This is a genomic window from Sphingomonas aliaeris (genome assembly GCF_016743815.1).
Lineage (GTDB): Bacteria > Pseudomonadota > Alphaproteobacteria > Sphingomonadales > Sphingomonadaceae > Sphingomonas > Sphingomonas aliaeris.
This window is the reverse complement of the sequence record NZ_CP061035.1, coordinates 65,631-87,625: the sequence shown is the minus strand read 5'-3', so window position 1 is coordinate 87,625 and position 21,995 is coordinate 65,631. Positions and strand designations below refer to the sequence as shown.

At 64.9% G+C, this 21,995-nt stretch carries 17 protein-coding genes and 2 pseudogenes; 4 read left to right on the top strand and 15 right to left on the bottom strand.

Features of this window, described 5'->3' with window-relative positions:
- The 4 genes from H5J25_RS00400 (at position 1) to H5J25_RS00385 (ending at position 5,218) form a co-directional block, all read left to right on the top strand.
- Entirely contained in the window at positions 1-738 is a 738-nt protein-coding gene (locus H5J25_RS00400; protein WP_202093739.1) for a FadR/GntR family transcriptional regulator, read from the top strand.
- 126 nt (positions 739-864) lie between these two features.
- Entirely contained in the window at positions 865-2,682 is a 1,818-nt protein-coding gene (locus H5J25_RS00395; RefSeq protein ID WP_202093738.1) for a beta-L-arabinofuranosidase domain-containing protein, read from the top strand.
- On the top strand, positions 2,682-3,950 hold the full coding sequence (locus H5J25_RS00390; protein ID WP_202093737.1) for a ribulose-bisphosphate carboxylase large subunit family protein: 1,269 nt from the start codon (positions 2,682-2,684) through the stop codon (positions 3,948-3,950). Before H5J25_RS00395 ends, H5J25_RS00390 begins: the two co-directional genes overlap by 1 nt.
- Positions 3,947-5,218 (top strand): four-carbon acid sugar kinase family protein, encoded by a 1,272-nt coding sequence (locus tag H5J25_RS00385; RefSeq protein WP_202093736.1) that lies wholly within the window; start codon positions 3,947-3,949, stop codon positions 5,216-5,218. Before H5J25_RS00390 ends, H5J25_RS00385 begins: the two co-directional genes overlap by 4 nt.
- A 10-nt stretch (positions 5,219-5,228) precedes the next feature.
- Here H5J25_RS00385 and H5J25_RS00380 read toward each other — a convergent pair whose 3' ends face one another.
- The 15 genes and pseudogenes from H5J25_RS00380 to H5J25_RS00315 form a co-directional block, all read right to left on the bottom strand.
- Positions 5,229-6,491, bottom strand: a complete 1,263-nt coding sequence (locus H5J25_RS00380; RefSeq protein WP_202093735.1) for an MFS transporter — start codon at positions 6,489-6,491, stop codon at positions 5,229-5,231.
- Positions 6,488-7,156: an aspartate/glutamate racemase family protein gene (locus H5J25_RS00375; protein ID WP_202093733.1), complete on the bottom strand. Its 669-nt coding sequence runs from the start codon at positions 7,154-7,156 to the stop codon at positions 6,488-6,490. The genes H5J25_RS00380 and H5J25_RS00375 overlap by 4 nt, the downstream gene beginning before the upstream one ends.
- A gap of 86 nt (positions 7,157-7,242) precedes the next feature.
- Positions 7,243-10,320, bottom strand: a complete 3,078-nt coding sequence (locus H5J25_RS00370) for a family 78 glycoside hydrolase catalytic domain (protein WP_202093732.1) — start codon at positions 10,318-10,320, stop codon at positions 7,243-7,245.
- Complete coding sequence (locus H5J25_RS00365; protein ID WP_202093731.1) at positions 10,317-11,222, bottom strand: amidohydrolase family protein; 906 nt, start codon at positions 11,220-11,222, stop codon at positions 10,317-10,319. The genes H5J25_RS00370 and H5J25_RS00365 overlap by 4 nt, the downstream gene beginning before the upstream one ends.
- A 1-nt stretch (position 11,223) precedes the next feature.
- Entirely contained in the window at positions 11,224-11,973 is a 750-nt protein-coding gene (locus tag H5J25_RS00360) for an SDR family NAD(P)-dependent oxidoreductase (RefSeq protein WP_202093730.1), read from the bottom strand.
- Complete coding sequence (locus H5J25_RS00355) at positions 11,970-12,827, bottom strand: fumarylacetoacetate hydrolase family protein (RefSeq protein ID WP_202093729.1); 858 nt, start codon at positions 12,825-12,827, stop codon at positions 11,970-11,972. The genes H5J25_RS00360 and H5J25_RS00355 overlap by 4 nt, the downstream gene beginning before the upstream one ends.
- Positions 12,828-12,837: 10 nt before the next feature.
- Positions 12,838-14,026, bottom strand: a pseudogene (rhmD, locus tag H5J25_RS00350) (L-rhamnonate dehydratase).
- 48 nt (positions 14,027-14,074) lie between these two features.
- Positions 14,075-15,397: a glycolate oxidase subunit GlcF gene (gene glcF, locus H5J25_RS00345; RefSeq protein ID WP_202093727.1), complete on the bottom strand. Its 1,323-nt coding sequence runs from the start codon at positions 15,395-15,397 to the stop codon at positions 14,075-14,077.
- Positions 15,398-15,400: 3 nt separating this feature from the next.
- A complete protein-coding gene (gene glcE / locus H5J25_RS00340; protein ID WP_202093725.1) occupies positions 15,401-16,534 on the bottom strand; it encodes a glycolate oxidase subunit GlcE in 1,134 nt (377 codons plus the stop codon).
- A complete protein-coding gene (locus tag H5J25_RS21060; RefSeq protein WP_263973944.1) occupies positions 16,534-16,926 on the bottom strand; it encodes an FAD-linked oxidase C-terminal domain-containing protein in 393 nt (130 codons plus the stop codon). The genes glcE and H5J25_RS21060 overlap by 1 nt, the downstream gene beginning before the upstream one ends.
- 94 nt (positions 16,927-17,020) lie before the next feature.
- Positions 17,021-17,962: pseudogene (locus H5J25_RS00335) on the bottom strand (FAD-binding protein); the annotation flags it as partial.
- A gap of 65 nt (positions 17,963-18,027) precedes the next feature.
- The gene (locus tag H5J25_RS00330; protein WP_202093724.1) at positions 18,028-18,792 is read right to left on the bottom strand and encodes an SDR family NAD(P)-dependent oxidoreductase; all 765 of its coding nucleotides are present in this window, start codon (positions 18,790-18,792) and stop codon (positions 18,028-18,030) included.
- Between the two features lie 8 nt (positions 18,793-18,800).
- On the bottom strand, positions 18,801-19,940 hold the full coding sequence (gene lldD / locus H5J25_RS00325) for an FMN-dependent L-lactate dehydrogenase LldD (RefSeq protein ID WP_202093723.1): 1,140 nt from the start codon (positions 19,938-19,940) through the stop codon (positions 18,801-18,803).
- Between the two features lie 73 nt (positions 19,941-20,013).
- Positions 20,014-20,994, bottom strand: coding sequence for a TIM barrel protein (locus H5J25_RS00320; RefSeq protein ID WP_202093719.1), 981 nt, complete (start codon positions 20,992-20,994; stop codon positions 20,014-20,016).
- A 47-nt stretch (positions 20,995-21,041) separates the two neighbouring features.
- Positions 21,042-21,827 carry a DeoR/GlpR family DNA-binding transcription regulator gene (locus H5J25_RS00315; RefSeq protein ID WP_202093718.1) on the bottom strand — a complete coding sequence of 262 codons (786 nt, stop codon included), beginning with the start codon at positions 21,825-21,827 and terminating at the stop codon, positions 21,042-21,044.
- Positions 21,828-21,995: the final 168 nt, after the last annotated feature.

The window sequence follows — 21,995 nt, the reverse complement described above, 5'->3', positions numbered from 1 at the left end:
ATGGCGAGCGAAGCCAGTTTCGGCAGATTTACCGAGGGCACGCTGTCGAGCCACGATCAGGTGGCGCGGACGCTTGGCGTGGAAATCCTCGGCGGGCTCTACAAGCCGGGCGAGAAATTGCCGGTCGAAGCCGACATGCTCGCGCGCTTCGGCGTGTCCCGCACTGTGCTTCGCGAGGCGTTCAAGACGCTGACGGCCAAGGGCCTGATCGTATCCAAAACGCGCGTGGGGACAGTGGTGCTCGACAGCGCGCACTGGAATTTTTTCGATGCCGCCGTGCTTGGTTGGAAAGTCAGCCAGGGATTCGACATCGCTTTCGTCCGAGATCTCGCGGACGTCCGCCGCGCGATCGAAGCGGCCGCCGCAGCTGCTGCGGCTAAAAGATGCTCGCCCGAGGACATTGCGGAACTTCGCCGCTGTCTTGCGCGCATGGACGCCGCGACGGCGAGCGCCAGCGATTTCGCTTTGGCCGATCTCGATTTCCACAAGACCGTCGGGCGTGCGTCGGGCAACGTATTGATGCGGTCGCTGGCCGCGGTGGTCGAGACCGCGTTGCTTGCGTCTTTCCGGATGAGTTCGCCTGTCCGCGAGGCCGAGGAGCATGCCGCCAGCGTCGCCGGCCATCGCCGTATCATCGACGCAATCGAAGCTGGGGACGCGGACGAAGCCGCCACCGCCATGCGGGACATCATCGGACACGGCCTGTCCCGCATAGAGCGGGGCGCGACATCCTCCTGACTCTGTAGCGACTTTCGAATTTCTTCGACTTGCTTCGAGTGGCATCGTACAATAATACTATTATAGTGTTCGAAGACCACGAGGCGCGCCGCGAATCGGCGGTCCGGGTCGTGCGAGAGGATGAAAATGTCTGGCGTATCAAAGGCCGCGCTGACGCGCCGCGAACTTTTCCATTGCACCGCCTGCGCCACTGCCGCGGGTGCGATCACCGCCATTCCCTTTGCCAGCGCCGCGACGGCCGGGCTGCAAGGCAAGGAGGTCGTTCGCGAATTCCCCTACGGTAAGGTCCGGCTGACCGGAGGCGTAATCAAGCAGCATTACGACCAAATCCATGCGCATTATCTCGCGCTCGACAACGATCGCTTGCTGAAGGTCTTTCGCCAGAATGCGGGGCTTCCCGCCCCGGGCCCGGACATGGGCGGCTGGTACGATGCCGACGGCTTCGTTCCAGGCCTGGCGTTCGGTCAATATGTCTCCGGCCTCGCGCGCATCGGCGCAGCGACCGGCGACACGGCGGTTCATCAGAAAGTGGCGGCGTTGGTCGACGGCTTCGGCAAGGCGATGCTGGCGGCCAAGAACCCCTATGCCGGACCCAAGGCGCAGGAGCAGTGGGCGGCCTATGTGATGGATAAATACGTCGTTGGATTGATCGACGCCTATCAGTTGAGCGGTGTGACGCAGGCCAAGGCGCTACTGCCGAAGATCATCGACAAGTGCATGCCCTATATCTCGCCGGTCTCGCGCGATCGCATCGGCAAGACCGAGCCGCCCTATGACGAAACCTATGTGCTGCCGGAAAACCTGTTCCACGTCGCAGACATTACTGGCGATGATAAATACCGCGCGATGGCGGTGCATTACATGCTCGACAAGGAATGGTTCGATCCTCTCGCCGCCGGCAAGGACGTGCTGCCGAGCAAGCATGCTTATAGCCACACGATCGCCCTCAGTTCGGGTGGCCAGGCGTATCTGCATCTCGGCGATCCGAAGTATCGCGCCGCGCTGCAAAACGCGTGGAAGTTCATGGAGCCGCAGCGTTTCGCCAGTGGGGGATGGGGTCCGGAGGAGCAGTTCGTCGAACTGCACAAGGGGCATCTCGCCGACAGCCTGAAGACGTCCAAGGCGCATTTCGAGACACCGTGCGGCAGTTTCGCCGATATGAAGCTGGCCCGGTATCTGATCCGGTTCACCGGTGAGCCGGTCTATGGCGACGGTCTGGAACGCACTGTGTTCAACACGATCCTGTCGACCCGCATGCCCGACAGCGACGGCAATTATCCGTATTACTCCAATTATGGGCCGGACGCCGACAAGCTGTATTACCAGAAAAAGTGGCCATGCTGCTCGGGCACCTTGGTGCAGGGCGTGGCGGATTACGTGCTCAATCTGTATTTCCATGACGACGATGCGCTGATGGTCAACATGTACGCGCCCTCTGAAGTGACTTGGGATCGCCCCGGTGGCGCAGTCGAGATCGTGCAGGAAACCGAATATCCGGCACAGGACAGCGTACGGTTGACCGTGCGCAAGCCGGGCAACGGACGTTTCGCGATGAAGCTGCGCGTTCCCGCCTGGGCTGCCGGCGCAAGCGTGGCGGTCAACGGCCGCAAACAGGCCGCGACCGCCGGCCAGCTCGCGGTGTTGAACCGGATGTGGAAGGCGGGGGACACGATCGAACTGATCCTGCCGCAAGCGTTGCGAACCGTTGCGATCGACGACCGCAACCCGACTTTCGCGGCGATGATGCGCGGTGGCATTATGTATGTCGGGCTTAATCCCTGGGATGGAATCGAACGCCAGACGGTCGCCTTGCCTGGCGCGGTGCGGCCGGTGCCGGGTGCCGATCAGGCATACCGGGCCAAGGTCGGCGGGCGTGATCTGGTGTTCGTGCCGTATTTCACGGTGCAGACCGAACGCTACAACACCTATTTCAAGATCGCCTGATGACCGACGGCCGCGTCCACGCCAGCTACTGGATCGAAACCGCCTTTCCGCTGCAGCAGGCGGCGGAAACGATGGCGGGCGAACAATCCACCGGCACGTTCGTCCGCGTACCGGGCGAAACGGACGAACTGCGCGAGGCGCATGCCGCACGGGTCGAGGACGTGGTGGATCTGGGCGAGGTGGAGGCGCCATCGCTGCCGGGGTCGGGCTTGCCGAAATCGGGGGACGGGGTGCGGCGCGCGGCGCGGGTGACCCTGTCCTGGCCGATGTCGAATTTTGGCCCTTCTCTGCCGAACCTGCTTGCCGCTGTCGCCGGTAATCTTTCGGAACTGAAGGCATTCTCCGGCCTGAAGCTGATCGACCTGAAACTGCCTCCGGTATTCCTCGATCGCTATCAGGGCCCGCAATTCGGCGTGGCGGGAACGCGCGCCCTGACCGGCGTGTACGATCGACCGATCATCGGTACGATCATCAAGCCGAGCGTCGGGCTGTCGCCGGAAGCGACCGCGGAGCAGGTGCGTGGGCTCGTCGAAGCCGGCGTGGATTTCATCAAGGACGATGAGTTGCAGTCCGACGGGCCGCACTGCCCGTTCGAGGCGCGCGTGTCGGCGGTGATGCGCGTCATCAACGACCATGCCGAGCGCACCGGTAAAAGGGTGATGTTCGCCGCCAACCTTACCGGCGATATCGACGAGATGCTCCTGCGCCACGATCACGTCCTGACGCAGGGCGGCACATGCGTGATGGCGAGCATGAACTCGATCGGCCTTCCCGCGATGAAGGTGCTGCGCGCGCATTCGCAATTGCCGATCCACGGCCATCGCAACGGCTGGGGCATGCTTGGCCGGTCGCCGGCGATCGGCATGAGCTTCATTGCCTATCAGAAACTGTGGCGCCTCGCAGGGATCGACCACACCCACGTCAACGGTATCGACAACAAGTTCTGCGAACCGAATGACAGCGTGATCGCATCGGCGCGCGAATGCCTGACCCCGATGTTCGATGCGCCGCACCCCGGCTGCGAGGTGATGCCGGTCTTCTCCTCCGGTCAGTCTGCGAAGCAGGCCGCACCGACATTCGCAGCGTTGAACAGCGTGGATTGCATGTTCGCGGCCGGCGGCGGAATACTTGCGCATCCCGGCGGCCCGGCAGCGGGCGTGCGCGCGTTGCGGCAGGCGTGGGACGCTGCCGTCGCCGGCGTGCCGGTGGAAGATGCTGCGCGCGACGCGCCTGAACTGGCGGCGGCGCTGGGTGCCTTTGGCGGGTGACGTTACGCTACGCCTATTACGGCGATGACTTCACGGGATCGACCGACGTTCTGGAACAACTCGCCGAGGGCGGCGTACCTGCGGTCCTGTTCCTGCGTACACCCGATACCGCTTTGCGCGCCCGCTTTCCGGATGTGCGCGCGATAGGGCTGGCGGGCGATAGCCGTAGTCGATCGCCCGAATGGATGGACGGGCATTTGCCCGCCGCGTTGGAGGCACTGAGCGATGGCGCACTGGTCCATTACAAAACGTGTTCGACATTCGACAGCAGCGCCCGGACGGGATCGATCGGCCGGGCGATGGACATCGGGCTACGACGGTTCGGCGGCAAGGCGGCGATCCTGGTCGGCGCGCCGCATCTGCGCCGCTACGTCGCGTTCGGCAACCTGTTCGCGGCGGCGGGCGACACGGTGTATCGCATCGATCGCCACCCGACGATGTCGCGCCACCCGGTAACTCCGATGCACGAGGCCGATCTCGTCCGGCACCTTGCCGCGCAGACCGCGGCGCGCATCGCACTTGCCTCGCTGGAGGCGATCCACGGTGGCACTGCCGGGCGTGCGTTCGACGACGAAGACGCGGACGCGATCCTGTTCGATGGCGTGACGATGAACGACCTCGCCATCGCAGGCGACATAATGCTGTCCCGTCGCGTGCGTTTTGCGGTCGGCAGTTCGGGCGTTACGCGCGCGATGGTGTTGGCGTGGAGGGCGGTCGGGGCGATCGATACGGAGGCCCCCTCGCGTCCCGCCTCCACGCAGGACCGCATGCTCGTTATCAGCGGCAGTTGCTCGCCGGTGACCGGGCGCCAGATCGCGCGGGGCACGGCGTCGGGTTATGTCGCGATCCGCGCCGACGTCCCGGCATTGCTGCGCGGAGAGGCGGCAGAGGAAGACCGGCTCGTCCGCGAGGCCGTTACCGCATTGGCGGAAGGCGGCCGAGGCGTCGTCCATTCCGCGGAAGGCCCGCTGGATACGAATGCGGCTGCGGCGGGCGAACTGCTCGGCATCGCGCTGGGTCGGGTCGCGGGTTCGGCGGTTCGGCAGACAGGCTTGCGCCGGATCCTGTTCGCAGGCGGCGACACGTCCAGCCACGGCGTCGCGCAACTCGGTATCGACGCGCTGACCTGGGCGGCACGGATCGAACCCGGCGCGCCGCTCGTCCGCGCGCATGCCTCCGACCCGGAGATCGACGGGCTGGAACTGGTGCTGAAGGGTGGCCAGATGGGCGGCGAGGACTTTTTCGAGACGGTCCGCCGCGGCGGCTAACGCGTTCGCATCACGCCGGCGCCAGCAGGTCCGCCGTTACCTTGTGATCGAAGCCCTTCGTGCAGTCGATGAACGCAAACACGGCTGCCGCGACCAGCACCATCGCCGCCACGCCCTGCAACGGCAGATTATAGTCGCCCGTCGCCGACACTATGTACCCGAAAGCGACCGAACAGACGAACCCGCCGAGATTACCCGCGGTGTTCATCACTCCGCTCGCCGTGCCGCCATACCGCCCGCCGATCGCCATGCACATCGCCCACGCCGCCGGGAGCATCAGGTCCATGACCATGAACGCTGCGCCTGCCAGCACGATGATCGCCACCTTGCCCGTCGCCAGACTGAGCCCGACCAGCAACGCCGCCGTCACCGTGAGGCACGTACTCGCGATCAGGCTATAAGCGCGCCGGATACCGATGCGTTGCGCCAGCCGGTCGCAGAGCACCCCGCCCGCCAGATTGCCGACCACGCCCAGCAGGAACGGAATCGAGCCGTACAGTCCCATTTCCGCGACGCTGAAGCCCGCCCCCTTGACCATCCAGGTCGGGAACCAGTTGAAGAAGAACCAGCTGCCGAACGCATAGAAGCAATAGGCCAGTGCGATCAGCCACAGTTGCGGCAAACTCAGCAATTTCCGCCATGGTGTCCCCAAATGACCGCCGGTTTCGTCAATACCGATGTCGGCGACTTCCTCGGCCGTGATACCGGGCTGGTCGCCGGGACGATCGCGGAACCAGCTGCGCCACACGATCGCCCATACGAAGCCGATCGCCCCGAGCACGACGAACACCGCGCGCCAGCCGAAATACGCCTGCATCGGCACCAGCAGCAGCGGCGCCAGCGCACCGCCGAATCGGCTCGCCGCCCAAATCACGCCCTGCCCGCGCGCGCGCTCCCGCGCCGGGAACCAGCGATACAGCACACCCGACATATTGGGATACGCACCGGCAGCACCCAGCCCGAACAGAAACCGCGCCCCGGTCAGTTGCCAGAAATTCTGGCAGAACGCAGTCGCGGCGGTGAAGCCCGACCACCACACGGTGATGCGCGTCAATTCGCGACGATAGCCGCGCGCATCGCCCATCGCGCCGGACGGTATTTCGAATACGGCATAGGCGATGACATAGGCGCCAAGCACCCAGCCCCATTGCTCCGGGGTGATGTTCAGGTCGCGCTGGATCGACGGCCCCGTCACCGCGATCGCCAGCCGATCGATGAACGTGATGATCGACAGGGCTGCGAGCAACCCCACGACGACGTGACGTTTCTTCACTTGGCGAGCGCCGCCAGAGCATCTCGCGCGGCTTCCATGCCCAGTTCGGGGCTGGAGAAGACGGGGGCGGTCACCGCACCCTCGGGCAGCGCCGCGACGACCCGCGCCATCGACGCCTGGGCAAGGACGATCGCGTCCATGCCTTTCGTCGTCTCGGTCAGCGCCTCGGACACGATACGATCGTGCGTCGCCCCGTCACCCGCCATCACTGCCGCGAACGCCCCCTTGCAGACATGCGCGACCACCTCGATCGTCTTGCCCTGTTCTTCCGCGACGCGGCGGATGAGTTCGACCGTCGGATCCAGCGTGGTGGACAGCGTCGCGACCACGCCGATCCGGCTGCCCGTGGCGACCGCCTTCTCGGCCATCGGGCGATCGACGCGCAGCACGGGCTGGTCGTACAGCTCGGCTGCCATATCGACCGCCAGTCCGATCGACGAACAGGTGACCAGCGCCACGTCGCATCCGGCATCGAAGGAGGATCCGACCAGCCCGATCACACGGCGCATGGTCTTCTTTTCAAGATACCCCGCCGCGATCGTGTTCTTGATCGTGCTTTCATCGACGAAGTGCAGGATGCGAACATCGGGCATGATCCGTGCCGCGATCTCGTTGAAGATGGGTGCGAGCACCGGCGAATTGTGGATCAGACCAAGCGTTGGCACGGAAGCGTTCCTCTCAAGGATATGTCGTGAAATCATAGTCGCCGGAGCCGATCTCGAACCGGATCAGATCATCTTCGCGGCGCAGATTATGGATGTCGGGGTGACGGTCGAGCGCCATGCCGCTTTCGCGCCATCCGTCGCGCAGCGGCAGTTCGACCTCGGCTACGGTGTTCGGCGGAGTGACGAGGTGCAGCCGCGCCAGGCCGGTCGCATCGCCGTCGATCGCGGTCGCGATCGTGCCGACGACCGACTCGTACCGTGCCGACACGCGTCCGACCTCGGGTATCCAGACCGGCCAGAATCGCGATCCGCCGGAATCCCGGCGCGCCCTGGGCAATCCCGGCAAGCCGGCGGTAGAAGAAGCCGACCACGGCCCCGAAGGCGTAATGGTTGTAGCTGTTCATCGACAGGTCGCCGACATCGCCGTTCCAGCGTTCCCACATCGTCGTCGCACCGGTGGCCGGCATATAGCCCCAGCTCGGATACGCGGTCTGGAACAGCAATCCCGCAACCTCTTCCCAAAGCCCCGCATCGGCCAGCACGTCGAGGAGATACGGCGTGCCGAGAAAACCGGTCGACAATGTCATCCCGCGGCGGCGGATATCGTCCGCAAGCACGCGGGCGGCGGCCGCACGTCGGTCGGCGGGCACGAGCCCCATATACAAAGCGAGCACCTGGCTCGTCTGGCTGCCATTGCCAGCCACGCCGTCCGCCGCGACGAATTCCGCCGCGAAGGCATCGCGGATCGCACGGTGCAATGCGGCGTAGCGGTCGGCGTCGGCACCCCGCCCGGTGGCGCGCGCCATCTCGGCCATCAACTCCGCGGACCAGGCCCAATAAGCGGTGGCGCACAATGCCCGCGGCGTCGTTTCGTCATCGGGTTTGATCGCATCGACCGAAAGCCAGTCGCCCAGATCGAGTTCGCGGTCCTCCCGCCAGACGAAATCGGGGTTGTTCCGTGCGACGAAGGCCATCCACGCTTCCATCGCCGACCAGTTCTCGTCGATCACCGCGGTGTCGCCGTAGCGCTGCCACAATTGCCACGGCAGGATGATCCCCGCCTCGCTCCAGCCCGCCGTTACCACGTCTGGAAAAGACAAAGGCTGCGGAACCACGATCGGATACGCACCATCGGGCCGCTGGGCCGCGCGTGCCTCCAGCAGGAAGCGGCGGATGAACGGATCGACCTCCATGTTGAACGCGGCGGCATCCAGGAATACCTGGATATCCCCCATCCAGCCCATCCGTTCGTCACGCTGCGGGCAGTCAGTCGGGACGCTGAAGAAGTTGGAGCGCTGACTCCACAATGCATTGCGCCAGATCGTCTGGAGCAGGGGCGCGTCAAGGAAGTCGATCGTTCCGGTTTCACGGCAGGCGCTGTGAACGATGACGCCCTCGACGTCGTCCAGCGTGGGAATGCCGGGATAGCCTTCGATCTCGACGTAACGGAAGCCATGATAGGTGAAGCGCGGTTCGAACGTCTCCCGCCCCCCCACCTGCGCCCCACCCGCGAGAATGAACGTGTCGGTCGCCTTGGCCAGACGGAGATTGCTGAGATCGGTCGTCCCGTCTGCATTGAGCAGTTCGGCGAACTTCGCGGTGATCTTTGTCCCCGCTCGGCCGCTTGCACCGATGCGCACCCAGCCGGAAAAGTTCTGGCCGAAATCGAACACGAAGCGGCCCGGCTGCGGCTCCTCGATCGATATCGCGCGGCGTATTCCACGCCGTTCCAGCGCGGGCGATGTCTGCGCGACGATCGCCGTGTCGGGCGCCACGCCGAGCCGTACAGGTGCCCATGCCGAGGCGTCGAAGCCGGCCCGGTCCCAGCCCGGCGTGTCCAGCCGCGCATCCAATGTCTCGCCGTCATAGATTTCGGACGTGAGGATAGCGGAGGTTGCGATCCGCCAGTCTTCGCCCGTGGTCACCCATTCACTGCTGCCATCGTCGTAATCGAGTCGCAGTTGCGCGCGGAAGCGACGCGGCGCTGGCCCGAAGCCATAGCGTTCGATCCGCCAGCCGAACGCGCTGGCATACCAGCCATCGCCGACGATCGCGCCCAGCGCATTCTCGCCCGCTACGATGAGACCGGTGACATCATGTACCTGATACAGGATGTGGTCGCGCGCGACCGTCATCTCCGGCGCTAGGATCGCATCGGACACGATTTGCCCGTTGATCCGCGCCTCGTACGCGCCGAGCGCAGTGGCATATAACCGCGCCGAGACGACCGGGCGGGTCGCGGAAAAGTCCGTCCGTAACAGCATCGCCGGTTCGGCCGGGCGTGGGTCGTTATGGACGTTGGCGCCGCTCTCGACCGCGACGGGCCAGGCGCTCGCATCGAAGTCCGCGGCCTGCCAGCCGGAAGGTACGTCGACGCCGACCCACCAGTCCGGCCCGCTGACGATGCGTTCGATCGATCCGTCCGCGCGGTGCAATCGGATCAACGCAGCGAACGCACCGCCATCGACCGGGAAGAACCCCGTCGTATCCGCCTCGACCAGCGCGCAGATGCTGTTGCGGCCGGGATGCACGTCGCCGGCATAGGCGCCGAGCGTTCCCCAGAACGGCAAAGGCGAATCCCAGTCGAAATCCCAAGGCAGGTCGGACGGCGCGCCGTTCACCCATACGCCGCGGAGATGATCCTTGCCCGCGATCAGGATATCGGCACGCACGACATTCGCAGGCGCGTCGAAATCCAGCCGGAAGGCGTGCGGGCGCGGATCGAGCGGCGTATCGCTCCATATCCAGGCGAGCCCGGCGGCGCGATCGGCGGCCGCCGGTTCATCCTCCGCCTCGATCCAGTCCGCGCGCCAATCGTCACGCGACAGGCCGGTTTCGAACCAGCTCGGCAGCGACCGTGCCGAGGCACCGCGATCGTCAGTGATCGTGATGTCCCACCAAATGCGCTGCATCGCGGCCAGTTCCGGCCCCGGATAGGGAATGTCCCCCTGCGCCGCATCGGCGACGTCGCCACTATCGAACAGCAATCGGTCGTCGGACGCCACTCGCCCCGCCGTAGCGGCGGCGCGGATGCGATAACTTGCCTGGACCACGCCCCGCGCATCGCTTTCGATCCGCCACGATAGGCGCGGACGCGCGACTTCCGTACCGAGCAACTCGACCGTCAGTTCGCTGCGCAGATCGACGACGCGCAGGTCGCTCATAGATCCAGTCCGAGACGATAGATGCGGTTGGCATTGCCTGCGAACATCGCGCGGCGCTCGGCATCGGGGAACCCGGCGGTGATCGCGTTATAGGCATCGAGATGCTCGTCAAACCCGCCGAACAATTTGTCGGTCGGGAAATCACTGGCGAACATCACCCGGTCCGTCCCGAACAGGTCGATCGTCTCACGGACATAGCGATGCACCTGGTCCATGCGCCACGGCCGGAACGCGAAGCCCATCCCGGATATCTTGACCGATACGTGCGGCAGTGCAGCCAGCGCCATCATACCGGTGCGCCATTCGTCGAGCCCGGCTTCGCCGATCGCCATGCCGCTATGGTTCAGGATCACCGGCGTCGCGGGATGGCTGCCGATCAGCGCGGCGAGCCGCGGAAATTGTCCGGGATACGCCTGCAGGTCGAAACTCAGCTTATGCTTGTGCAGCAGCCCGAATCCCGCACTCCAGCGCTCGTCGGTGGTCAGGTCGCGCGGCGTGTAGGTTAAAACGGGGTCGGGATGCCAGTTGATGATCTGCCGTATCCCGCGCACGCTGGGCCGCGCCGCCTGTTGCCCCAGCACCCGCTTCACGTCGGGCCCGTCGAGCGCGGCGAAGGCGACGATCGCGTTCGGCATGCCGCGACCGTCGGCAGTCGCCTGCAACCAGTCGGTTTCCTTCAGCGCATCGGCCGGATCAGCGCCGGCATCAACATGGACGATGCCGCGGATGTCCCACCCCGCTGCGTCGCGAAGATAGTCGTCGAGCAGATAATTCTGCGCGATCGCCGCCACGCTGCCGTTCGGTCCGTCATCGGCGAAGGGCGGCGTCAGCCAAGGGTAGCGGCAATGCCCCAGATCCCACAGATGCACATGCGCATCGACGAAGGGCAACCGCTCCGCCATGTCAGAACGTCGTTCGCCCGCCGGACGTGTCGAAGGTGGAGGCGGTCGTGAAGCTGCACTCCTCGCTCGCCATGAAGCACGCCATCGCCGCGGTTTCGGAGATTTCGCCCAGCCGGGCCATCGGGATCTTGGATCGCATATAATCCACCTGGCTCTGCGGCAGTTGGGCCAGGATAGGACTTTCGAACGTGGCGGGGGTGATCGCGTTAACGATCACTCCCTTTTCCGCGAGTTCCTTGCCCAGGCTCTTCGTCAGCGCAATCACGCCCGCCTTGGACGCGGAATAAGCGGATGCGTTCGGATTGCCCTCCTTTCCGGCCACCGAAGAGACATTGACGATCCGCCCGTATCCGTTTTCGAGCAGAAGCGGCACGATCGCGCGGCAGCAATAGAATAGGCCGTTCAGGTTGATGTCGATGACGCGCCGCCAGCCGTCGACCGGATAATCCTGCACCGGGGCGGTCGCGCCCGTGATTCCCGCCGAGCAGATCAGGATATCGATTTTGCCCAAAGCGGCCGCGCTCGAGGCGGCAGCAGCCTCGACCGCGGCCTGGTCCGAAACATCGAGCGCCTCGAAATGCGTCGCACCGACCTCGGACTGGGCCGCCGTCAGATTGCCCGCATCCATATCCCATAGCGCGACACGTCCGCCCTCGGCGACGATCCGCCGGGCCACTGCCTTGCCGAGACCGGATGCGCCGCCCGTGACGACCGCCGTGCGCCCGGCGAAGCGGCCCTGGAACACCGTCATTCCGAAGCACCCGTGCGCGGATGGCGCCAGCCAACCACCGATTGGGTCTGCTCGCCCAGCTTGGCGATCTTCAGGTGCATCGTGTCACCTGCCTTGAGGAAGATCGGGTCCGGCTTCTTTCCCTCGCCCACCCCGGGCGGCGTGCCGGTAATCAGCAGATCGCCCGGCTCCAGCGTAACGTATTCGCTGACATAGGAGATCAGTTCGTCGACCGCGAAGATCATCGTCTTCGTGTTGCCGGTCTGCATCCGCGTGCCATTGACGTCGAGGCTCATGTCCAGATCCTGCGGGTCGCCGATTTCGTCCGGTGTCACCAGCCAGGGACCGACCGGGCAGAAGCCGTCATGCCCCTTGCCCTTCGACCATTGCGTACCGCGTTGCTTCTGGTTGAAGCGCTCCGAGACGTCGTTGACCAGAACATAGCCGGCAACATGGTCGAGCGCTTCTGCGCGATCGACATAGCGACACGTCTTGCCGATCACGACGCCCAGTTCGACTTCCCAATCGCCGTGCGTCGCGCCCTTTGGCAGCATCACGTCGTCATCCGGGCCGCCCAGGCTCGACAGCGCCTTCATGAACATCATCGGCTCGGTCGGGATCGGCAGGTTCGACTCGATCGCGTGATCGCGGTAGTTCAGGCCGATCGCGACGATCTTGCCGATTCCGGCGATCGGCACGCCATAACGCGGCGTGCCCTCGACGATCGGCAGTGGGCCGGCGTCGATACCGGCAACGCTGTCGAGCGCATCGACGGTCAGCTCGGCGACATGGCCGGTGAGATCGCGGATCCGTCCATCGGCGTCCACGAGCCCGGGTTTTTCGCTCCCTTTCGGGCCGAAGCGGCAGAATTTCATAGCATGATCCTCAATGGGTATACGGGCGGTGCATCGCCACGTCGGGGTTCAACTCGACGCCAAAGCCCGGCTTGTCGAGCGCGGCAACCTTGATCCGGCCGTCAACCGGGACGGGTTCGCCGAGCAGTTGCGGGGCGAACATCGGTACCACTTCGGTCGGGCCGGGGTGCATCATCAGAAATTCGGCGAACGGCGAATTGTGCCGCGTCACGACGAAATGGTACGAATAGACCGACGATCCGTGCGGCACGACCATCTTGCCGTGCGCGTCGGCCAGCGCCGATATCTTGAGCAATTCGGTTACGCCGCCGCACCAGCCGACATCGGGCTGGATGATATCGCAACACTCCATTTCCAGCAGCATGCGGAAACCCCAGCGCGTCGCTTCATGCTCGCCCGTCGTGACGAGCAGCCCCCTGGGGGGCATTGCGCTTGAGGTCGGCATAGCCCCAATAATCGTCTGGGCTCAAAGCCTCTTCGATCCATTTGAGCCCGCATTCCTCATAGGCGCGATGCGCCAGCCGGGTCGCATAATCGAGATCGAGCGCCATCCAGCAGTCGAGCATCAGCCAGAAATCATCGCCGACGCGTGAGCGCATCTCGGCCAGTTCGGCGATGTTCTTGTGCATCCCCTCCAGCCCTTCGGCGGGCCCGTGATGCAGCGGCAGCTTGCCGCCGATGAAACCCAGGTCCTTGGCGATATCGGGCCGCGCACCCGTCGCGTAAAATTGCAGTTCGTCACGCACCGCGCCGCCGAGCAGATGATAGACCGGCTCCTGCCGGAGCTTGCCGAGCAAGTCCCATAGCGCCAGGTCGACACCCGAAATCGCGTTGATGACGAGTCCCTTGCGTCCGTAATATTGTGTCGAGAAGTACATCTGGTCCCAGATCTTCTCGTAGTCAGTCGGCGCCCGCCCCTCCAGGAAACGCGCAAGATGCTTTTCGACGATGTAGCAGGCTGGCTCGCCGCCGGTCGTCACCGCAAAGCCGATCGTTCCGTCCTCCGCCTCGATCTCGACCACCAGCGTGCCCAGAACATTGATCCCGAAGCTTTGTCGCGACTGGCGATATTCGGGATAGCGCGACATCGGCGTGGCGATGTGATCGTCGATCCAGTGGCCGGCGCCCTGATCATGATAATCCGCACCGCCCCCGCGCACCGTAAAGGCCCGGACGTGTTTGATCTTGGGCAAGCCCACGCATCTCTCTCCTCGATCATTCGTCTATTATATGACTAATTAACCGCGTCAATCGATACTGTGCCCTCGTTCGGCAGAGAATGTCGCCTTCAGTTGTGCTGGCACGGGCCCGCCTGTCGCCCAGTCGAGCAATTCGATCGTGTGAACCACGGGAATGGCGTTGCGTTGACCGATCTGAACCGCGCATCCGACATTGCCCGTCGCGACCACGTCGGCGCCCAGCCGCGCAAGGTTGGCCGCCTTGCGATCGCCCAACTGCGCTGCGATCTCGGGTTGCAGGATGTTGTACGTGCCGGCCGATCCGCAACACAGGTGCGCCTCGACCGGCGTGCGAACGATAAACCCCGCCGCGGCAAGCAGGCGCTTCGGCGCGTCAGTTACCTTCTGACCATGTTGCAGCGAACAGGCGGGATGATAGGCGACGGTCAGGCCGTGGCCGTCGCCCGGGGGCAGATCCGCGTCGGCCAGTACCTCGCTGATATCCCGTGCCAGCCGCGAGACGCGCGCCGCCTTTTCGGCATAAGCGGGGTCGCTCTGCAGCATGAAGCCGTAATCCTTGATCGTCGTGCCGCAGCCGGAGGCGGTGACGACGATCGCGGCGAGACCGCCCTGCTCGATCTCCCGCGTCCAGGCGTCGACATTGCGCCGTGCCGCCTCAAGACTGTCATGCTCGCGGCCCATGTGATGGACCAGCGCACCACAGCATCCCTCGCCCGCGGCGAAGACGACATCCAGCCCGACGCGATTGAGCAGCCGGACCGCGGCGGCGCGATATTCCGGACGCAATACCGGCTCCGCACATCCCTGCAACATGGCAACCCGACCGCGCGATCCCGCCGCTGGTGCCGATTGCGCCGCGACTTTGGGTGGGACTCGGGCGGGGGCCATGCGCAACATCGCCGCGATCGGCCGCAGGCCGGGAACGCGATCGAACATCGGCGCCAGCGGTCGCGTCAGACGCGCCAGCCGCAATGCCGTACGGAACCGCTCGGGATAGGGCAGCACCAGCGCCAGCAACGCGCGCACCAGTCGCTCATGCCACGGGCGGTCGTAACGGTCCTGGATGTGCGCGCGCGCATGATCGACCAGATGCATGTAGTTCACGCCGGACGGACAGGTCGTCATGCATGACAGGCACGACAGGCAGCGATCGACATGCTTGACCACTTCCGCGCTCGGCGTGCGATCATTCTCCAGCATGTCCTTCATCATGTAGATGCGGCCGCGCGGGCTATCCAGTTCGTCGCCCAGCAGGACATAGGTCGGGCACGTCGCGGTGCAAAACCCGCAATGCACGCATTTGCGGATCGCCTCGGCCGATGCGGCGGTCGCCGGATCTACAAGCTGCTCTGCGCTGAAATGGGTCTGCATCGCCTAGAATCTTCCGGTTTCGAACACGCCCGCAGGGTCGAACGCGCGCCGCACGCGGGCTTCCAGCGCGGCGACCGGCGCGGGCTGTGGGTGCAACGCGGGCACCGTCGCCCGCATCGCCGCGTCTGCCCGCACGAGGCTGGCATGACCGCCGCCCGCTTCGGCCAGGCGGCGGATCGTCAACGGATCACCCCGACTGGCCAGCCATATCAGCCCGCCCGCCCAATCGAGCATCCAGGCGGCATCGGGCACGGCAGCGACGATATCGGGCGCCGCACTCGGCGGTACGACGATACGCCATAACGGGCAGTCTATCGGTAGCGGGCTGACATGTCGCACCGCGTCCCACAGCGCGTCGCCATGGTCCGCGCTTATCGCATCGAGGTTGCCCATATCGTCAAGCAGAGCCGCGAGCGTCTGGCTTCGGGCGCTTACCGACGGAGGGAAACCATCCAGACGCAATGCGGTCACCGCTTCGCCGTGCCAGTCGGCCAGGTGCGCAGCTGCCGACAGGTCGACCGGCGCCCCCAGCGCCCGCGCCATCGCCGCGACCCCGCTTCGTACGTCCAGCCCCCGCAATAGCAGCGTCGATTGCATATGCGGGCGCGGCATCACTTTCAGGGTCACCTGCGTGATCGCCGCCAAACGCCCCCAACTGCCCGTGATCAGCTTGGGCAGGTCGTAACCCGTGACGTTTTTCACCACTTTGCCGCCCGCGACGAAGCATTCGCCGCGACCCGACACCGCCTCGAAACCCAGCACATGGTCGCGCGTCGCGCCGCGCGTCAGCCGCGCCGGCCCGGCCACGCCCGCCGCGACCACGCCACCGATCGTCGATCCCCCACCCGCACTCGTATCGAACGGGTCGAACGCCAGCATCTGGCCCTGCGCCGCGACGAGAGCCTGCACCTCGGCCAGTGACGTTCCGGCGAGCAAAGTCAGCACGAGTTCGGGCGGGTCGTAATCGATGATGCCACTCATGCCGCGCATATCCAGGACCGTCGTGTCCGACGTCGGCGCACCGAAGCCGTCCTTGCTGCCCCCGCCCCGCACCGTGATCCGCTCGCCACGCGAACCTGCCGCAGAGACAATCTCTCGGACCTGCGTGGCGTCATCGGGACGCAGCGTCTCGCTCATCAGAATCGCGGCAGATCGGGGAAGGGTAGCTTGCCGCCATGCACATGAACGCGGCCAAGTTCGGCGCAGCGATGCAGTTGCGGGAAGACCTTGCCAGGATTGAGCAAAAGATCGGGGTCAAACGCGTGCTTCACACGCTCCTGCTGCGCCAGATCGACCGCGGAAAACATCGTCGGCATCAGGTCGCGTTTCTCCACGCCCACGCCGTGTTCGCCTGTCAAAACGCCGCCGACTTCGACGCACAGCCGCAGGATATCCGCGCCGAACGCTTCCGCCAGTTCCAGCTGGCCGACTATGCTCGCGTCGTACAACACCATCGGATGCAGATTGCCGTCGCCAGCATGGAAGACGTTGATGACACCCAGCCCGTACTGCGCCGACAGCAATTTCATTCGCGCGAGCACCTGCGGCAGGCAGCGGCGCGGGGATCGTACCGTCCATGCAGAAGTAATCGGGGGAGATCCGCCCCGCTGCCGGAAACGCTGCCTTGCGCCCGGCCCAGAACGCAGCCCGCTCGACATCGTCGGTCGATGACCGGACCGACGATGCGCCGTTAGCCGCGGCGATCCGTGCCACTTCGTCCACCAGATGCGCGCATTCCGCTTCGGGGCCGTCGAGTTCGACGATCAGCAGCGCTTCGACGTCGAGCGGATAGCCGACTTGGACGAACGCCTCCGCCGCATGGATCGCGGGCCGGTCCATCATCTCCATCCCGGCAGGGATGATCCCCGCGGCGATCACCTCGGCCACACACGTCCCCGCACCCTCGATGTCGGGGAACCCGATCAGCAACGCGCGCGCGGTCTGCGGCCGCGGCAGGATGCGCACGGTAACCTCCGTCACCACGCCCAGCATTCCTTCTGATCCGACCACAAGGCCGAGCAAATCCAGCCCGGGGGATTCCAGCCCACGCCCGCCCAGCCGGATCACGTCGCCGTCCATCGTCACGATCTCGACGCCCAGCACATTGTTCGTCGTCAGCCCGTATTTCAGGCAATGCACCCCGCCCGAATTCTCCGCGACATTCCCACCGATCGTGCAGGCGATCTGGCTCGACGGGTCCGGCGCGTAGTAAAAACCCGCATCCCCCACCGCGCGTGTGATCGCCAGATTGGTCACGCCCGGCTGCACCACCGCGACCCGGTCGGCATAATCGACGGCGAGGATGCGGTTGAACTTCGCCATGCCAAGCAGAACGCCGTCCGCCAGCGGCAATGCACCGCCGGACAGCGACGTGCCCGCTCCGCGCGGCACCACCTTGACCTGATTGTCGCGGCACCAGCGCAGGATCCGGACGATCTGTTCGGTCGTCTCGGGCAACACGACGACCAAAGGTTCCTGCCGGTACGCGGTCAGCCCGTCCGTTTCGTAGGGGCGAACACCGTCGGCATGGTCGATCACACCTTCGCCCGGCACGATCGCGCGCATCGCGGCGACGATCTCGGGCCGCTGCGCCAACACCCGTGCGTCGGGCTCGGGCATGCACAGCGTCACTATTGGAGGTTCACGTACATGCCGCCATCGACCAGCAGCGCCGCCCCGGTGACATAGGCCGCCATGTCGGAAGCAAGGAATACGATCGGACCGGCCAGGTCGTCCGGCGCGCCCAGCCGCCCCAGCGGCACGCGCCCTTCCATGCTGCGGCGCTTCTCCGGATCGGCGAGATCGTCCTTGTTGATTTCGGTCAGGATCGTGCCGGGCAACACGCTGTTGCAGCGGATATTGTGCTTGCCGAGCGCGATCGCCGCGGACTGCATCAGCGAGTGCACGCCTGCCTTGGTCGGCGTGTAATGCGTTTGGAACTCGCCGCCGACCAGCGCCGAGATGGACGACACCGCGACGATCGCCCCGCCATGCCCCTGCGCCACCATCTGCCGCGCCGCCGCTTGGCACATGAAATACGCGCCGTGCATATTCACTTTCTGCGTGCGCTCGAAAACCTCGACCGGCATGTCGAGAAAGGCGTGGAACGGGCAGATCCCGGCGTTGGACACCATCACGTCCACCTTTCCGAAAGCGGCGACCGCCTTTGCGACGAAATCGGTCGCCGTCTCCGGCAGTGCCACGTCGCCCTTCAGCGCGAAAGCACGCTGGCCAAGCGACTCGATCTCCGCAACGCACGACTCCGCATCCTCGTCGCGCGAGTGATAATTGATCGCGACGTCCGCTCCGTGGCGTGCCGCACCGATCGCCGCCGCGCGGCCGATCCCGGTCGAACCGCCCGTCACGAGCACCGTCTTTCCATCCAGCAATTTCATCGTCGTCCTCACATGGTTCCGGGCACGAGGATCGAGCGGTCGATAGCGTCGATCCGGTTAACCCCGGTCAGCGTCATCGCGACCGTCATTTCCTTGGCGATCAGATCGAGCAGCGTCGTAACGCCCGCCTCGCCCTGCGCCGCCATTGCATAGACCCACGCCCGGCCGAGCAGCACGCCCTGCGCGCCGAGCGCCAGCATCCTCACGACGTCCAACCCGTTGCGCACCCCGCCATCGACCAGCACCGTCATCGTGTCGCCGATCGCATCGCGGATCGCGGGCAAGGCACGCGCGGTGGACAGCACGCCGTCCAGCTGCCGTCCGCCATGGTTCGACACGACCACGCCGTCTGCGCCGATCGCCGCCGCCTCGCGCGCATCGTCGGGATCGAGGATACCCTTCAGGATCAGCGGTCCATCCCATTCCGCGCGGATCCATTCCAGGTCGCGCCACTGGATCGTCGGATCGAAATTGGTGCCGAGCCAGCCCATATAGTCGTTCAACCCGCTGTCCTTGCCCAGCACCGGCGCAAGGTTGCCGAGCAGGTGCGGACGCCCCCGCAACCCCACATCCCACGCCCAGCGTGGATGCGTCATCGCCTGCCACATCCGTCGCAGCGGCGCGTTGGGCCCGGACATGCCGGAATGCGCATCGCGGTATCGTGCGCCCGGCACCGGCATGTCGACGGTGAAGACCAGAGCTTCGGCGCGGTTGGCTTTGGCCGTTGCGATCAGATCCTTCATGAACGCGCGATCGCGGATCACGTAAAGCTGAAACCAGAAAGGATCCGCGACCTTCGCCACATCCTCGATCCCGCAGATCGAGACTGTCGACAGGCACATCGGCACGCCAGCCGCCTTTGCCGCACGCGCAGCCTGCAATTCCCCGCGCCGCGCATACATCCCTGCGATCCCGACGGGCCCCAGCCCCACCGGCAGCCGCATCTTCCGCCCGAACAATTCGGTCGACAGGTCGATCGTCGCAACGTCCTTCAGCACGCGCTGGCGCAGCGCGATGCCCGACAGGTCGGAGACGTTGCGGCGTAGAGTCTCCTCCGCATAGGCCCCGCCATCGGCATAATCGAACAAGAAACGGGGCAGCCGACGACGCGCGGCGTCGCGAAAATCGGCAGCGGAGGATATAATCATACTATTGCTCTACGACCTCTCCCCGCCCCCGTCATCAGCTAAACGTCATCAGCTGCACGCAGCGCGCCGGATATCAGTACGAACTGAACAACGCCTCGCGCGCCAGCTTCAGCGCGGCCACCGCGTCCTGCCGGTCCTGCGCCGCCTGCATCGCCTCGAAGTCAAGCTTGTCCAGCGCGCGCTCGACCGCCTTCAGGAAGCCGATCGCGGAATTCGCCGCCTCCACGCTGTCCTCGCGGAACGGGAACTGATCGAGCTGCCACACGCCTTCCCAGGCGTTCTTGCGCAGCGTGTAGAAGAACTCGAACAATTCGATCGGGTGGATCGACCCGGCGATGAGATCGTCGTCCCATCCGCGGAGATTGTCGTTCACATCCATGCCGAACAGCCGGCCGTGATCGATCGCCAGTTGTGCCGCGTCCGCGGGGGATTCGCCGCCATACAGCGAATGCCCGAAATCGAGCAGGATGCCGACATTGGGCAGGCCGATCTTCTCGATCCCCAGCAGCGTCCGCGCCACGCTGTCATAGCTCATATGCACGCGCGGCTCGCGCGGCTTGTATTCGATGACGAACTTCAGGTCCGGGTTCTGGCTGGCGAGTTCGCCGACCCCGTCCATGCTCGCCTGCCACAATTTCTTGTGGTCGACCTGGAACGGATAATCCCAGCCGTCCTGCCCCGGCCATAACTTGACATAGTCCGCGCCGAACCGCCGCACCACGTCCCCCGCTTCGTTGCACATCTGGTTGGCGAGACGGCGTACGCCCGCATCCGGGTTGGTAAAGGCACCCTTGGCGAATTGCCGCGTGTAGATTTCCGGCGTGATGCCGATCACCGACAAATTGTTCCGTTTCAGCGCGACCTCGACCGCATCGAGCGACAGGTTCGGATCGGCGAACGGAAAGTTGATGTCGACAACCGAGAGATCGTCGACCGTCCCGGCCAGGTCGATCATTTCGATCAGCGTCCGCGCCGGGCCGTAGCCGTCGGTGGCATAGCGATCGACATAGGTCGCGAAGTGCCAGATCCCGGCGCCGTATTTTTGCGTACTCATACTCTTATCCTCATCCGCATCTTATTATTTTCAAACGCGCACGCTTGTCAGGCGACGATCACCCTGACGCCCGCGGCCTCGATCGCCGCCCGGTCCTCGTCGCGGATGCCGTGATCGGTGACCAGCGTGTTGATCAGGTTGATGCCGCCGAGCGACGAGAAGGAGCGCACGCCGATCTTGCTCGAATCCGCCACCAGGATCACGGTCTCGGCCGCACCGATCATCGCCTGCTTGACGGAGATGTCCGACAGCGCCGGGAAGGTCAGCCCTGCATCCAGGTCGATCGCCGCGGTGGCGAGGAACAAGGTCTGCGCGAACAACCCCGTGAAATAATCGGCGGAGCGCTCGCCACTCAGCGACAATGTCGGCGCCTTGAAATGCCCGCCCGTCATATGGACTTCGAACCCCGGGTCCGCCCCCAGCATCAGCGCGATGTTGAGCGCGTTGGTGATCACCGTCATCTCGCGCCGACCGAGCAGGTTCGCCGCGACTTCCGTCGTGGTCGATCCCGAATCGAGGATGACGGTTTCGCCATTCCCGACCAGCTTCGCCGCCGCCCGGCCGATACGTTGTTTGGCGGGCATGTTCTCGAGGTGATGCAAGGCCATCTCCCGCACCTGACGCGGCACCGATTTCAGGAAGGCACCGCCATGTTCGCGCTCGATATGCCCTTCCGCTTCCAGCCGTTCGAGATCCTGCCGCACGGTTACTTCGGACACCTCGAACGCCTCGGCGAGCGTGCGCACGCGCGCGCTGCCCTCCTCCTGCAACCATTCGAGGATCTTGGTGCGCCGCGCTTCGCCCAGCAGCTTCAACCGACTGGGAAAGCTCATTGGACCGAGATCGTCCACGGACTGGCCATTGGTTCACCCTTTCCGTCGTGCGGCGAGCCTGGATCAGCCCCGTCGTTCGGCTGGACCCTAGCGAGCGCTTTCGAGATTTGTCAATTTGAACCGATACAAACGAGAAAAGAAAGAATTCGAAAGTAGTTTACTTGCGTT